The following is a 15382-nucleotide window of genomic DNA, read 5'->3' as shown; positions in this document are numbered from 1 at the left end:
TCGAAGAGGCAAATCCTTCAAAATTAATTGCATAACTAATTGTCTAAAGGTTAAGGTTTTTCATATGTAATTAAACTCATCCATTTTACCGACATATCTAAGCTCATTTTTGTTGAATATAAAAAGTATCTACTCTCCCTCACGTGATTTTGCTAAAATTGCCGCAATTTCAACTCAAGCAAAATACATTCATGACCTCTTCCCATACACCGATGATGCAACAGTATTTACGTATTAAATCAGAATACCCTGACCTACTTCTGCTCTATCGTATGGGGGATTTTTATGAATTATTTTTTGATGATGCAAAACGTGCAGCCCAATTATTGGATCTTACCTTGACCCACCGTGGCCAATCTGCCGACAAACCCATTCCCATGGCTGGTGTGCCTTATCATGCTGTAGAAAATTATCTGGCTCGATTAATCAAAAAAGGCGAATCGGTAGCTATTTGTGAACAAATAGGAGACCCTGCAACGAGCAAAGGACCTGTAGAGCGTCAGGTTACTCGTATTATCACTCCAGGAACAGTGACTGATGAGGCACTTTTGGATGCAAAAAAAGATAATTTATTACTGGCTATTCACCGCCAAAAACAAAAAATTGGTCTTGCATGGGTTGAGCTAAGCAGCGGGCGCTTTCATTTATTGGAATTAACAGAAGCACATCAGTTAAGTGCAGAGCTTATGCGGTTGCAGCCCGCTGAATTGCTCTTACAAGAAGAATCTTCTTTGGAAGAATACTGCATGAATTTTCCAATCAAACTAAGACCTGGCTGGGAATTTTGTTTTGACAACGCAAAAAAACTCTTGTGTGAGCAATTTTCAGTCAATAATCTTTCTGCTTTTGGGGAGCAAGATCACCCTACTGCTCTGGTCGCAGCAGGAGCTCTATTGAGCTACTTACAGACGACACAAAAACAAGCCCTTCCTCATTTAACCACAATGACTCTTGAGCATGCTCATGATTACTTGCAACTGGATGCGGCGACACAAAAGCACTTAGAAATATTTGAAAATATGAGTGGCAATCATGAAAACAGCTTATTATCTCTGCTCGATAAAACCGCTTGCTCCATGGGCAGTCGTTTGCTTAAACGTTGGTTAGGAAGACCACTCAAACAACATGGCCAGATCATGGCGCGCCAACATGCCATAAAGGAAATTATCCATCTGCAACAGAATGTATCCATCTATGAACTACTGAGACAAATATGTGATGTAGAACGAATTGTGTCGCGCATTGCTCTAAAATCAGCGCGCCCACGTGATTTAGTTGCTTTAAGCCATACGTTGGCTTTACTTCCTGAGTTGAACGAGGTACTTACTCATAACAAAAGCGAACTCCTGGTGAAGCTAAAAAATCACACTAGGCCTTTACCTGTATTGCAGCAGTTGCTTGCATCGGCAATTATAGAAAATCCCCCTGTATTGATTCGTGATGGTGGCGTCATAGCTCCTGGTTTTGATGAAGAGCTTGATGAATTAAGACTGCTTAGTACGCGAGCCAATGATAAACTCATGCACTTAGAACAAGAAGAAAAACAAAAGACTGGACTGTCTACTCTGAAATTCGGCTTTAATAACGTACAAGGTTATTATATTGAACTTTCTAAAACTCAGGCAGAAAAAGCGCCTCCGTATTACCACAGAAAGCAAACTTTAAAAAATGTGGAACGTTATATCACACCAGAATTGAAACAATTTGAAGAGAAAGTACTATCAGCACAAGTAAAAGCCTTGGCACGCGAAAAGTGGCTCTATGAAAATTTATTGATAGAGATTCAGCAAAATATATATGAATTGACACAATTAGCCCAAGCATTAGCAAAATTGGATGTATTAATGACTCTTGCAGAGCGAGCTCAAAGCTTCAATTGGTGTTGCCCTAATCTAATCTCTGAATCACAAATTTCCATTGAGGCAGGCCGCCATCCAGTAATTGAACATTTGCTGCAAGAACGTTTTATCGCCAATGACTTACAGCTCAAACCGTCGCAAAATATATTACTCATTACTGGGCCCAATATGGGCGGTAAATCGACTTACATGCGTCAAACTGCTTTAATTGTCCTTTTAGCCCATATTGGCAGCTTTGTCCCTGCCAAGTCGGTAACTTTAGGACCTATTGATAGAATTTTTACTCGTATAGGTGCGAGTGACGATCTGGCCTCTGGACGTTCAACCTTTATGGTAGAAATGACCGAAACAGCACAAATTCTAAGACAGGCAACCCGTGAAAGTTTGGTTTTAATTGATGAAATCGGACGTGGTACAAGTACTTATGATGGCATGGCTCTGGCCTATGCGAGCTGTACTTATCTGGCAACGACCATTAAGGCATATACTTTATTTTCTACGCACTATTTTGAATTAACTCAGCTTCCTCAACAATGGGCGTGTATTCGGAATGTTCATTTACAAGCATCATTAGATACGGGGCGCATCATCTTTTTATATCGGGTAGAACCAGGACATGCAAATCGAAGTTATGGATTGGAAGTAGCAGAGCTTGCGGGCATCCCCCCTGAGGTTTTAAAAATTGCTCATACTCATTTAAATCACATACAAACCACGCCCCCAGTTTCGCAAAAACGCTCAGAAGTTCAAGTGCCTACCCTATCACCTATTTTAGATGAACTGGCACAGCTTGATCCGGATCGATTGACTGCTCGAGAAGCACTTGATTTAATTTATCGGTTCAAAAGCATGGTAAAAAATTAATGTCATGATTCAAATAAAACTCTTAGCTATGGGAGTTGGAACAGTGCACTCTGATTGTTCGCTTGGCACAGCTTCACTTTTTGTGAAAAACAGACCAGGAGTTAGATAGCGAAATCGTTGATTCTGGTAATAAGCCAAAACTCTAGTTTGAAATTGCTTAAAGATACTCTCTGCTGCATTCGCACTCACATGAGATGAAAAGCCATGCGCCCCTTCTTCTTCCCTGTCCATATAATACTCAATATGCGCCTGCACCAAAGTGATATTTTGCGGCAAATTTTCTCCCACTATATCAATTACCTTACCTCCTGAGGTTTTCTTTGAAGCAGTAGCCTCAATACCCTCAGCTGGCCCTAAATCATACCCTTGGTGATGCATGAATATCACATTAGGCACTTCCTTATCTGCTACAGACGCTAAGGTTCTACTGGTTGAATAAAGAGGAGCTGCCGCCTTTATGCTTTTAAGCTGTATTGCTTCAACTAAATATTGACGTCTTTCTGGCGAATCAAGCTCTTGAAAAATCGTTGCGCCGTAGGACGCTGCAATCACTTGTGAACCACGACAAATACCGCATAACGGTTTGGGGGCTGAAGCACGTTGTTGCATATAAACCAAACTAAATTCAAGAATATCTCGGCGCGGATCACTGAATTCTGGATAATCAGTATAAGTTGGTAAACCCGTTTTAGGATGGCGCTCTGCTCCATAAAAACGAGGATCCATATCCTGGCCTCCAGTTAAAAGGACAGCATCCACCTGATCAAATATCGATTTTGCATGTCGATAAAGAGCCGCCATTTGTGGAAATGAAGATGTGTTTTTAGCGTTTTCTTCACGCATGATTTGAATCATCATTAGAGGGAAACACATCCCTTGTTTTTTCCATTCTGTTGAAACAACAGGGAATGTATTTTCATTTGGACCGGAGTGTTGCTCAGGTGCAAGAGCATCTTCACTTTGCTCTGCATGATGTTCATGATTTAAATCTGTTTTTTCTTGGGGAAGCTTGGTCCCAAACTTTTTGACCTTGGTCTCCTCGCTGTTTAATTGTTGCATCCTTTTTTGGGTTAGCCTACTTAAGTCATTTATTTCTTTATCTAATAATGCAGCATCTACTTCAGCCATTATATCCATGCGCACAGGATACATTCCTTTCGCCAATATCATTTTCTCAGCCAATACTGCTGACATCAAAGGAGCCCCATTATTCCAAGCGACCAATACAGCAGGTTTAGTATTTGTTTTTTTAAACTGCTTCATAGCAATCTGTTTATCAATTAACAACTCGCTTACTTGAGATAATTTCTTTTCAGGTGAGTTATTAATAATCACTTCAACAGCACAAGCACCTCCTAGCATGGGAACTTGCTGCAAAAGACAATCCTTAAACATTACCTTATGGAATTGCTTTAAATAATTAAAACTCGTACGAAGAAAGGTATTTTCTACAAAAAGCAGATCATCCAATTTGCTGTAATCGAGGGTGGCTTGTGTAAAATGGCAATTGATAAAGCGAACTTTATGGAATGATGCATGATTAATAACAGTATTATTAAAAGAAGAATCATGGACGTCCAGGTCATACCAAACTGTTCCTGATAAATCGCACGCATCAAACTGACAGTTTTTTATTTCACAGCCGGTGAAATCAATATTATTCAATAGATCCATTCTGCGAGGCAACTTAGTGGCGCTCGCCAACGATCCATCCGCCCGTTGCATCTGTATCATATTGACTGTTTTACCCGGAACTGCAAAATTGAGACTCTGTAATACGGATGAATAGCCTTTGTCTCTTAAATAAGAAGCCAGGTGAATTTTAGATTTTGGAGGCAGTTCCTTTTTGTATTGTAAAAATTCATCTAAAATATTTTCAAATTCACTTTGTGTAATAGGAAAACCCATAAATTAATTCCCATCCATTAACTGCACTTATCTTCAATAAAAGAGCACAGAATTCTAAAAACTCATTTTTGATCCCGATATGGGAATTTATTATACACATTAAATCAAATGTGAAAATACTGATGATTATATACCCTTTTATATCACCCTAGCCCTTCTACTCGATTAAGTGTATATTCTCAAAATGTTTTCTAATGCAGGTAGGAACATTTTTGGTGAAAAAAGTACTGAGACTATCGTGAAAAAACTACTCTATCTGATACTTCTCATTACCTGTTTTGCGTTATTCGCTCAAAACAATGCTCCAGTATCCATTACAATTTTCGGAGTTTCCGGAAAAGTCGAAGCAAACGTTGAAAAACGTTTGAATGAACTCCAGAAATTAAAACCTCTTGCACAATTCAGTCAAGAAGAATTGCAAGAACAAGTCATTCAGGCAATCCAGCCTTTTGGCTATTTTAAAGCAGAGGCTACTGTACGAAAGCCTAATGCGCACCAATTGACCGTCATAATCCATCCAGGTCCACAAATCAAAATTTCACGGCTTAAAATAGAACTCTCTGGTGAAGGCTTCCGCAATCCTATCCTGCGTGATGCAATAAAAAATGTGCCGTTAATACAAGGAGATCCTCTCTTCACAGAGCAATACGAGCGAACCAAATTAAAACTTCTCGATACAGCAGAAAATCAAGGTTACATGCGTGCTGGATTTAAGAAAAGTGAAATTTTAATCGATGAAGAGAATTATACGGCAGAAATTACACTGATTCTTGATACTGGACCTCTTTATTATTTTGGACAAATACAGTTCAATCCCACATACATTGATCCTAAGTTACTGCATCGTTTTGTTCCATTTCATCCGGGACAAATCTATTCCGGGGATAAAATACTTCAGCTAAATAATGACTTATCAAGTAGCGGGTACTTTAGTTCTGTACTTGTTAAACCACAAATTACTGAAAGCTCAATAGTTCCGGTGCAAATCGATACTGAACCTGCATCCAAATATTCTTACACTCTGGGTGCAGGATATGGAACAGATACAGGAGTTCGTGGCCGAGCTGCATGGCATGTAGCACCCGTTAATCGCCAAGGACATAAATTCAATCTCATGGCTCAAGGATCTTTTGTTCAAAATGCATTACAAGCCCAATATATTGTTCCTGGTAAAAATCCTGTCAATGATCAATACACACTGACGGGAAATTTTTCGAATTTAAATTACACCGCAGGATACAGTAATTCATATCTTATCTCCCTCGCCCAACAACATCGGGTAACCAATTATCAACGAATACTCTCTATAAATACACTTTATGAAGGATTTCATTATTCGTTTGAGGAAAATACAAAGCAATTTCTACTTTATCCCAAAGCAAGTTTGACGTTTAGCAAAACCCAAGATCTACTTTTTTCACCGTCAGGATATAATATTTCGGTTAATGGTCTTGCAGCAAGTAAATCCCTTCTTTCTACTATTAATTTTGCTCAGATTTCATTGGATATGAAAGCTGCGATGCGAATAGAACCTCTGCGTTTACGTCTTTACGGGCATGCAATTCAAGGATTTACTGCAATCAATAATATTAATCAGCAACCTATATCACTTGCATTACTTTTGGGAGGAATGGATAATTTAAAAGCATTTGGCTTTAATTCAATAGGTCCAGGCAGAATACTTAGTTATGCTGGTTTTGAAATTCAAAAGGAAACCAAAAAAAATTGGTATCTGATCGGATTTTATGATGCAGGAGCTGTTTACAATCCAGCCCCTTTAACAGCTTATTATGATGCAGGTGGTGGTTTAATGTGGGTTTCACCTATAGGTCCAATTAAAGTTGGGTTGGCTCAGACAATTAATAATCGATGGCACCGTGACGGAAACAACCCTCGTTTGGTAATCAGCATGGGACCCGATTTATGAAACGAATTCTGATAAAATTTCTTCGAGTGTGCGTTAAAACACTTTATATAAGCTCTTTATTCCTTATTTTACTTGCCGGAATAGTCTTATTTTTATTGGATACAAAACCAGGGCTGCATACTCTTATTCAATTTAGTCGCCTATACCTTCCTGGTACTCTAAAAATTCAGCAACTTGAAGGCAGCATACTAAACCACTTTACTCTGAACGAAATTGAATACAAAGATAAATCATTTAAAGTAACAATAGAACAATTTGAAGTACAATGGCAGCCGCATTCTTTGCGAGAAAGTCAATTAGTGACCGCTCGATGGAAAGGTCTGCACTGGAATAGAGCAAAAGATAAAATCATAGACAGTGAAAAAGGAACAATCACTGCAACCGGTGTTTTACCAAATATGCGAATCAATATGCACTCACAAATAACTACTGTACCCAAAGATCAGTGGCTAATGGATGCAACGATTCGCGGAACCTTGCCCTGGCAGTGGACTTTTAATGCCAACCTAACCCAACCTCAAAGTAGTTCTGCTCAACACGCTCGTTTGTATACTAATTTATCGACTCATGGCGAAATCACCGCCAAAAATCAAGGTAATTTATTGCTAACAATACATCCTGGTTTTTATCATGACCCCAATAATGATGCCCTTCCTGTTGTTCAATTTAAGGGCGGGTCTTTAAAGATCATCCTTTCACCAGAACAGCTTAAAGGATCCGGTATTTTGGCAATTGATGAAAATAAAAATTTAAAACTGCAATTTAATCTGCCTAAGTTTACCCTTGATGCTGGCTTACAGGACGACCAAGCTATAAATAGCGAATTATCATTGGAATTAAATTCTCTTAATTTTTTGGAAAAAATTAGCCCTGAAATTGACGAACTCAAAGGGCAATTGATTGCTTCATTAAAAGTTAATGGTACTTTGAGTAAAAGAAAAATAGAAAGTCATTTAATCCTTAGTAAAACACGTCTTTCCTTACCTAAACTGGGTCTTAATATCGATACCCTCGAAATGAATGTACGCGGCAATGAACGTTCTTGGGAAGCAACAGGTTCAGCAGCATCAGCCGGTCATTATTTATTAATTGCCGGAAAAGGAAGTTTAAGATCTCAATTTACAGGGAATTTCACTCTTGAAGGCAATGATTTTCCATTGGTTCAAACCAGTGAATACAAAATCAATATTTCACCCAAACTCAAGCTACATTTAACCCCAAGTCTACAATCCCTTTCTGGTACTATTTTGGTTCCTTATGCTGAAATTAAACCCCGCTCATTTAACAACAGCGTTTCTTTACCCGATGATGTGGTCTATAAGCATAAGGAAAAAACATCTCCTTCATTTACCTTGATTAACAATATGGATATTGAGCTCGAAATGGGGAAAGAAGTTTTAGTCAATGCAAAAGGATTAAGAGGGCATTTAGATGGAACATTGAATATCAAACAACAACAAAGTTCAATCAATGCTTATGGCGAATTATCAGTTAGAGATGGTACTTATAAAGCCTATGGACAGAATTTAGCAATTCAACAGGGCCAATTAACCTTTGGCGGGCCTATGAATAATCCAGGAATTAATCTCCGTGCAGCAAAAAAAATTAGAACTACGCCAACAACTTTTGCCACCTCAAGCCAACTTTTGGACTTTAATAGTACAAATCAAAATATTAATTACGGAGAAACGATGATTTTAGGCGTAGAAGCTACAGGTCGATTGTCTCGCCCTAAAATTCAATTATTTTCCGAGCCTGCATCTCTTTCTCAAGCAGATATCCTTTCCCTGCTTGTCCTAGGGCGTCCGGCAAACCAAGCAGACAAGGCAGGGGGGCAGTTGCTTCTCGCGGCTATATCTTCTATGAATCTAGGAAGCGACACAAAGAGTCTCCAACTTTTAGAGCAACTCAAACAAACTGCAGGTATTGATTTTAATGTGCAAACGAATACGAACTACAACCAATTAACCAATACTACGAGTGATACTACTTCTTTTATGGTTGGAAAATCACTTTCAAAGCGTCTTTATTTAAGCTATAGCATTGGATTATCTCAAACAGATACAAACATGTTGACCCTAAGGTACTTACTCAACAAGTTTTTTAGTATTCAAGTAAGTAATAGCGATACGAGTAGTGCTATTGATTTTTTGTATACCTCAAATAAAAAAACTAATAAAATTAAAAAAGGAAAACCCTCCAGCTAATTTGGAATACTTTGTAGTCTGGGTGAAGGCGCAAGCCACAACCTGGGTTCGGGTATCCTCAGCTGCATCGTCTACACATCGTTGAGAAACCAGTCCAGCACCACTCCGACCTACCACAGCGTGTCCTCGAGCTCTAGATGTTCTGCACTAAAACACTGGAGCCCGCAGGCACACTGCGGGGAGTAGACAGAGATGGGATCAAGAGACAGATGCTTCACCCAGACTACGGGAGTTGTGTTAAAATACATCTTTATTCTCGTGGCCGTATCGAAGTGAACTACATAACAGGATTAATTTCATGACCGATTATAATATACCGTTAAGGTTAACTCGTTTAAGAAATAGTGCAATGTCTCGTGCTTTAGTTAAAGAAACACGCTTACATCCGCAACAATTCATAGCTCCTTTATTTATCAGTGAACTACTGAATGAGCCACAAGAAATAAATGCAATGCCTGGTCAATTTCAATTAAGCCTCGATTGTATTCCAAATGAAATTGAATTACTTACCTCCTTAGGTATTCCCGCAGTGCTTTTATTTGGCATACCCAAATATAAGGATGCTTATGGTAGTGAATCGTTTAATCATGAAGGAATTATTCAAAAAGCGATAAAAGCAATTCGTGCTGTAAATAAGGACATCCTAATTATTACTGATCTTTGTTTTTGTGAATACACGGATCATGGTCATTGTGGTGTACTCACAGGAGAATGCATTGATAACCACAAGACCTTGGCTTTTCTTGCAAAACAAGCTGTAAGTCATGCACAAGCTGGCGCAGATTGGGTTGCACCGAGTGGAATGACTGATGGGATGGTTCGCGTCATTCGTGAGGCTTTGGATGCACAAGGATATCAGCATATCCCTATCTTAAGTTACAGTGCCAAATACTGTTCCTGCTTATATGGACCTTTTAGAGAGGCAGCTCAGGGCGCACCAAAATTTGGGGATCGTAAGGCCTATCAAATGGATCCTGCGAATAGTTCTGAAGCTTTAAGAGAAACAGCTTTGGACATTGAGGAAGGCGCCGATATGATCATGGTAAAACCTGCTGGATTTTACCTGGATATTATAGCGAGGCTAAAACAACATTTCCCTGAGGTACCTCTTTGTGCCTATCAAGTAAGCGGTGAATATTCGATGATTAAAATCGCGGCTCAAAACAAGCTCATCAATGAAAAGCAAGCCATAATAGAGAGTTTGGTTGCGATAAAGCGTGCTGGAGCAGATTTTATTATTTCTTACTTTGCCAAAGATATCGCACGTTTATTGAGTGAGAATAAATCATAAGCATAATCGCCCTAGCTTAACACTTTGCCATTCCAATAGTGCTTACAACTAATGGTAATAGACACTAAGTTATTTTGCGATATACTCTTTGATGCGTTTTAAAGATGTAAAAAATCCGATTGGTTAAGAACAGTTATTTTTTCACTACCTTAGCGAACATATTAACTTCTAACGAATCACTTATAATTAAATGGAGAAAAAGATATAATGAATTTAATATTTAAAGGTTTTTCAGCAGTAGTTTTAGGTTTAAGCGCTGTAACAGCTTTCGCAAGTCCCGTTTATTTAATCACCCATAACAATACTCCTGTAGAATCAAATGCATACATTGCGGGCGTCCCTTCTCCCTACCCTACTGCCCCCAATTCAACACAAAAAGTTTATTGGAATCTCGTAAAATTGGCCTGCTACGGACATACAACGGGTAAACAGTGTTCTGCAATAATTAAAATGGCTACTAATACAGCTAATCCCATAGAAGTTGGAGAAGTTCGTATGGATCTAGATACCGGTGATATCAATCCAAAATATTTATCAAAGAACGGATACACCCTTTTTGTGAATGGCCTAGGTGAGGCAACCATTATCAAAAATTAATTATCTTCATGTATATCAGTAAGGAGGCGAATTTCGCCTCCATCTATTTGAGTACCCATAAGATCAGCAGAGTAGCCTAGTTGCTTGCAACCACAACTTTCACAGAAAGTACTCTATTAGATCCTGGCTGCAAACAACCAGGCTTCACAGGCTAACTTCTAAGCTAAATATTAATAAAATAGAAGTAACAGTTTACGGCTGGTGTGCTGAGCTTAGGAAGCTGCGTTCGAAGGGTTGGTTGTACCACGTTGAGCACGGGATACTTAATTATTTACCAGAGGAGTAAATAAAAAAGCCACTTGAAGTGGCTTTTTATTCATCGTGATCATTTATAAAATAATTATTTAGTAGGCACTTCGGGAACTTTATCCATAACCCATGTCAATTGAGCACCCACAAGATCCGCAGCGAAGTGACCGTCATTAACACTCACATTGTATGTAGAGGTTTGTGAAAGAGCCTGAACAGAATTCACATCTGGCTTACCTCCAGCAAACAGGTGAGTATATCCTAGATCGACACCAATAGTGGGTCGCCATTGATAATGGGCACCAACAGCAATTGCCCAACGATCAATATCAGGCAAACGAATATTTCTATCTATATCATTTGTTGGAGTCTGATCATAACCACCACCTACGCGCAGCATAAGTTTTGGATTCACATGATAATTTGCACCAAGAGCAACACGCCAAGAATCATGGTAGTTTTGTGGTACAAGGCTGTTAATATTTGCTTGGGTCACATTAAAAAGTAATGGAGGGCCAATATTGGGTACCGCAACATTATTTAATTGAATTTGTTTAAAAACACCCCAACCGGTATAAACAACAGATCCTAATAAAGCTAACTTTTCATTGATATCCTGATAAGCACTTAATGTAAGTACATCTGGGAATTCTTGTGGATCACTAAATAATTCATTGTTTATACGGGTTGTTGAAGGGGGTAATACCGGGAAAATCAGATTAAAATCATTATTAGCCAATATTCCAGTCAAGCGGCTATGCCCGTAGAAAACATGTCTTATTCTGGATTGATAATTAATACCTATGCGGGTGTGATTATCATTAAATATTCCCATCACCCCGACATGGAAACCAACCCCATAAGATTTTGCTTTGTTGTAACTTAAAGTGTCAACAAGCGCAGGATCATCTCCAAGAATTTGGAACAAAGTGGGTGCGCCAATTATTTGATTAAATTTAGCACGGGACCATTGAATATCGAGGCCCGCTCCCAATGCAAAATGTTCCGTGAGTCGAGTACCTAATTCTGGCGAAACATTCATGGTTAAAATTTCGGTATAGGTCGCTGAATAGCGTACAGGAGAATCAGGAGCCCAATCAGTAGATAACCCAAATGGAGAAGTGACACTTAGAGCAAAGGTAGTACGTTCGCCTAAAGGACGAGCATAATGGAATGAAGGAACAAATCCATTGTAGCTTCCATCTACCCCGTTGAAATCTTGTATGTATTGAACAGAAGCAGGACCAGTACGAGTAGTAAACGTACTCGTGCCATCCAATTTCATAGTAGGAAATATGCCAACACCACTAAACACTACTTGCTGCTCACGAATTAAGGCTAAGCCAGCAGGGTTATACCAACCTGTTGATGCGTCAGCTGCTTCAGCTGCAGAACCAGCAGCATAGTTACCGACTGCATACCCAGCGCCCTCTCCGTATAAAGAGAATCCTGCTGCATGAACTCCACCTGCAGCCAGAACACTAATAACAGCCGCGCTAACTAGTGTCCTTAAAGGTTTGTGCATATTTTTCACTCCTTACTCCTCAAGTATCATACTTCAAAAAATTGATAAAATACGTCCACTAAATAGCGAGTGTACCCTGTTTTCAAATCATTAAAAACACCCTAAAAACACTTTTTTCTTATTTGTATTCAATAAGTAATGAATATTGGTCCATAGTGATTTAATTAAGTTCATCATGGTTAATTAATAAGAAAATAATCGGTAAATCTCTAATTCAAAACATTTAGACTACTTGTACACCTACTCCCGTCCATGCTAATGTGTTTTAATTTTGTGCGGAAATGAATCATGCGACAAATAGTAACTAAATTCGGCGGCACTAGCGTTTCAACTCGTAACACTTGGAATAATATTGCTTCCATAACTAAAAAACATATGAGTTCTGGGGTACAGCCCGTTATCGTATGCTCCGCACTAACGCAAATTTCTAACAAACTTGAAAAAGCCATTGAGGCTGCTTTAATCAATGAACATCAGAGCATTCTTGCTGATATTCGTCATGGACATATTCATCTTGCTGAACAGCTGGAAGTAGATTCTGAATTAATTTCCAAGGATTTGTTGCAATTAGAGCAGTGGCTCACTGGCATTGCCTTACTAAAACAAGCCCCTGCAAAAACGCATGCAGAAATTTTAAGCATGGGTGAACTGATGATGACTCGCCTAGGTCATGCATTTCTCGAAAAACAAGAAATTTGTTGTAAGTGGTATGATGCACGTGAACTTTTAACCAGTACACCATTCCCTGATGGGGTGGCCGCAAATTATCTGTCTGCTCGTTGTGAGAGTGAACATGATCCTGAATTAGTTGAACAATTTATCTCGAGCGGTGCCCAAGCCATTATTACCCAAGGTTTTTTTGCTGCAAATCCTCAAGGCGAGACTGTTTTGTTAGGGCGTGGAGGCTCGGATACTTCCGCAGCTTTGCTTGCTGGAAAACTCCAAGCTTCATCTTGTGAAATCTGGACTGATGTCCCAGGAATCTATACTGCAAACCCTCATCAATTGCCACAGGCACGCTTATTGAAAAAATTAAATTATGATGAAGCTCAGGAAATTGCGACAATGGGAGCGAAAGTATTGCATCCCAATTGTATTCCTCCTGTTCGGCGTGCCAATATTCCAATGTCAGTCAAATTTACACAAATGCCAGAACATTCGGGAACACTCATCACTAAGGATATTGATGAAACAGCACCATTAATAAAATCCATTCAAATCAAAAACAGTATTTTACTGATTTCTATAGATACCTTGCACATGTGGCAACAAGTTGGATTTTTATCTGATGTATTTACTGCCTTCAAACATCATGGTTTTTCAGTAGACTTACTCTCTTCCTCTGAGTTTAACGTAACACTGTCTCTGGATATCAATAGTAAAATACATGACCGCCCAGCAATTAATGCCTTACTCGCTGAATTGAATCAATTTGGTCGCGCCAAGCTTATTGAGCCTTGTAGCGCTGTAAGCCTCGTAGGTCATCACATCAGAACTGTATTGCCTCAACTCGGCCCAGCCTTAGAAGTGTTTGAAGCAAAACAAGTCTATTTAATGTCACTCGCATCCAATGACTTAAACCTAACTTTTGTCGTTGATGAATCGCAGGCGAATCAATTATGCCAGAAGCTGCATCATTTACTCATAGAAAATAATCCCCAAATTTTCTATTATTCAAAAAGCTGGCATGAAGAATTTGGCAAGCCTGCTGTTCGAGATATTCCTTGGTGGGAAAAAGAGCGCGATCGTTTATTAACTATTGCCTCGCTTAATTCGCCTTGTTATGTCTACCATAGTCCAACTCAAGCTGCTCGAGCAAGACAATTGTTGGCTTTAAAATCGATTGATACTTTGTTTTATGCGATTAAAGCCAATCCTCATCCATCGATTTTAAAAACCATGGAACATGAAGGCATCGGTTTTGAATGTGTTTCCATTCAAGAATTAGACAGAGTATTGGAACTCTTTCCCAGCATAGACCGAAAACGAATTTTGTTTACCCCTAATTTTGCACCCAAAACAGAGTACGAATATGCGTTAAATCTTGGTTGTTATGTTACCATAGATAGCTTATACCCTCTGGAACATTGGCCTAACTTATTTAAAAATCGCGAAGTCATTATTCGTATTGATCCAGGGACTGGTGCTGGCCACCACAAACATGTTTCAACCGGGGGAAATGAGTCAAAATTTGGCATTACGCAAAATGACCTTGACCAGGTTGTGGCACTAACCAAGAAGCATAAAATCCAGGTTGTTGGTTTACATGCACATTCAGGTAGCGGCATTCTTACTCCAGAGTTATGGCAGCAAACCGCATTAATGCTTGCCTCTCTAACAGAACAATTCCCACATGCCCAATCCATTAATTTGGGTGGCGGCTTGGGTATCGTAGAAAAACCCGGGCAACAACCATTAGATTTTGCAAATATGGATGCTTTATTAATGGCAGTAAAATCGCGTTATCCACATATTGAAATCTGGCTTGAGCCTGGTCGTTTTTTTGTAGCAGAAAGCGGTGTTATTCTTGCCAAAGTCACTCAATGTAAAGAAAAAGGAAAGGTAAAATTTGTGGGCATTGAAACAGGTATGAACTCACTAATCCGACCTTCCTTATATGGTGCCTACCATGAAATTGTCAATTTGAGTCGATTGCATGAGGAAAAAGCTGGTTTTTCTCATATAGTAGGTCCAATTTGTGAATCAGGAGACACCTTAGGTTATGACCGATTATTACCTGTGACCGAAGAAGGTGATGTGTTATTAATTGCCAATGCAGGAGCCTATGGTCGTTGTATGAGTTCCCATTACAATTTACGTCCACCCGCCCAAGAAATCATTATAGACTAGCGTTTCCTTCTTCGTGGAGAAGAAAAGGCCGCCATTCAGGTTAAGGAACCTAGTTTTGCCTGCACACTGAGGCTTCCCCGCGGGATGCAGGCAAAAACATTTAAT

General features: G+C 39.2%; 8 protein-coding genes. 6 read left to right on the top strand and 2 right to left on the bottom strand.

Annotated elements, in window-relative coordinates:
* The first annotated feature begins 191 nt into the window (after window positions 1-191).
* A complete protein-coding gene (mutS, locus tag FOLKNPGA_RS07135) occupies window positions 192-2723 on the top strand; it encodes a DNA mismatch repair protein MutS (protein WP_182352382.1) in 2532 nt (843 codons plus the stop codon).
* A gap of 9 nt (window positions 2724-2732) precedes the next feature.
* Here mutS and FOLKNPGA_RS07130 read toward each other — a convergent pair whose 3' ends face one another.
* Window positions 2733-4631, bottom strand: coding sequence for a gamma-glutamyl-gamma-aminobutyrate hydrolase family protein (locus FOLKNPGA_RS07130; RefSeq protein WP_182352381.1), 1899 nt, complete (start codon window positions 4629-4631; stop codon window positions 2733-2735).
* Window positions 4632-4869: 238 nt separating this feature from the next.
* On the opposite strand from FOLKNPGA_RS07130, the gene FOLKNPGA_RS07125 reads away from it, so the two are divergent.
* The 4 genes from FOLKNPGA_RS07125 to FOLKNPGA_RS07110 all read left to right on the top strand — a co-directional run bounded on the left by FOLKNPGA_RS07125 (window position 4870) and on the right by FOLKNPGA_RS07110 (window position 10653).
* Complete coding sequence (locus tag FOLKNPGA_RS07125; protein WP_182352380.1) at window positions 4870-6558, top strand: autotransporter assembly complex family protein; 1689 nt, start codon at window positions 4870-4872, stop codon at window positions 6556-6558.
* Window positions 6555-8765 (top strand): translocation/assembly module TamB domain-containing protein, encoded by a 2211-nt coding sequence (locus tag FOLKNPGA_RS07120; protein WP_182352379.1) that lies wholly within the window; start codon window positions 6555-6557, stop codon window positions 8763-8765. Before FOLKNPGA_RS07125 ends, FOLKNPGA_RS07120 begins: the two co-directional genes overlap by 4 nt.
* 298 nt (window positions 8766-9063) lie before the next feature.
* A complete protein-coding gene (hemB, locus tag FOLKNPGA_RS07115) occupies window positions 9064-10056 on the top strand; it encodes a porphobilinogen synthase (RefSeq protein ID WP_182352378.1) in 993 nt (330 codons plus the stop codon).
* A 207-nt stretch (window positions 10057-10263) separates the two neighbouring features.
* Entirely contained in the window at window positions 10264-10653 is a 390-nt protein-coding gene (locus FOLKNPGA_RS07110; RefSeq protein WP_182352377.1) for a hypothetical protein, read from the top strand.
* Window positions 10654-10993: 340 nt separating this feature from the next.
* On the opposite strand, the gene FOLKNPGA_RS07105 is transcribed toward FOLKNPGA_RS07110, so the two are convergent.
* Window positions 10994-12436 carry an OmpP1/FadL family transporter gene (locus tag FOLKNPGA_RS07105; RefSeq protein WP_182352376.1) on the bottom strand — a complete coding sequence of 481 codons (1443 nt, stop codon included), beginning with the start codon at window positions 12434-12436 and terminating at the stop codon, window positions 10994-10996.
* Window positions 12437-12715: 279 nt separating this feature from the next.
* On the opposite strand from FOLKNPGA_RS07105, the gene FOLKNPGA_RS07100 reads away from it, so the two are divergent.
* Complete coding sequence (locus FOLKNPGA_RS07100) at window positions 12716-15277, top strand: bifunctional aspartate kinase/diaminopimelate decarboxylase (RefSeq protein WP_182352375.1); 2562 nt, start codon at window positions 12716-12718, stop codon at window positions 15275-15277.
* The last annotated feature ends 105 nt before the right edge of the window (window positions 15278-15382 follow it).

This window comes from Legionella sp. PC1000 (genome assembly GCF_014109805.1).
Classification (GTDB): domain Bacteria; phylum Pseudomonadota; class Gammaproteobacteria; order Legionellales; family Legionellaceae; genus Legionella; species Legionella resiliens.
Note: the sequence above shows the minus strand (reverse complement) of the source record. Positions and strands in the feature narration are given on the sequence as shown.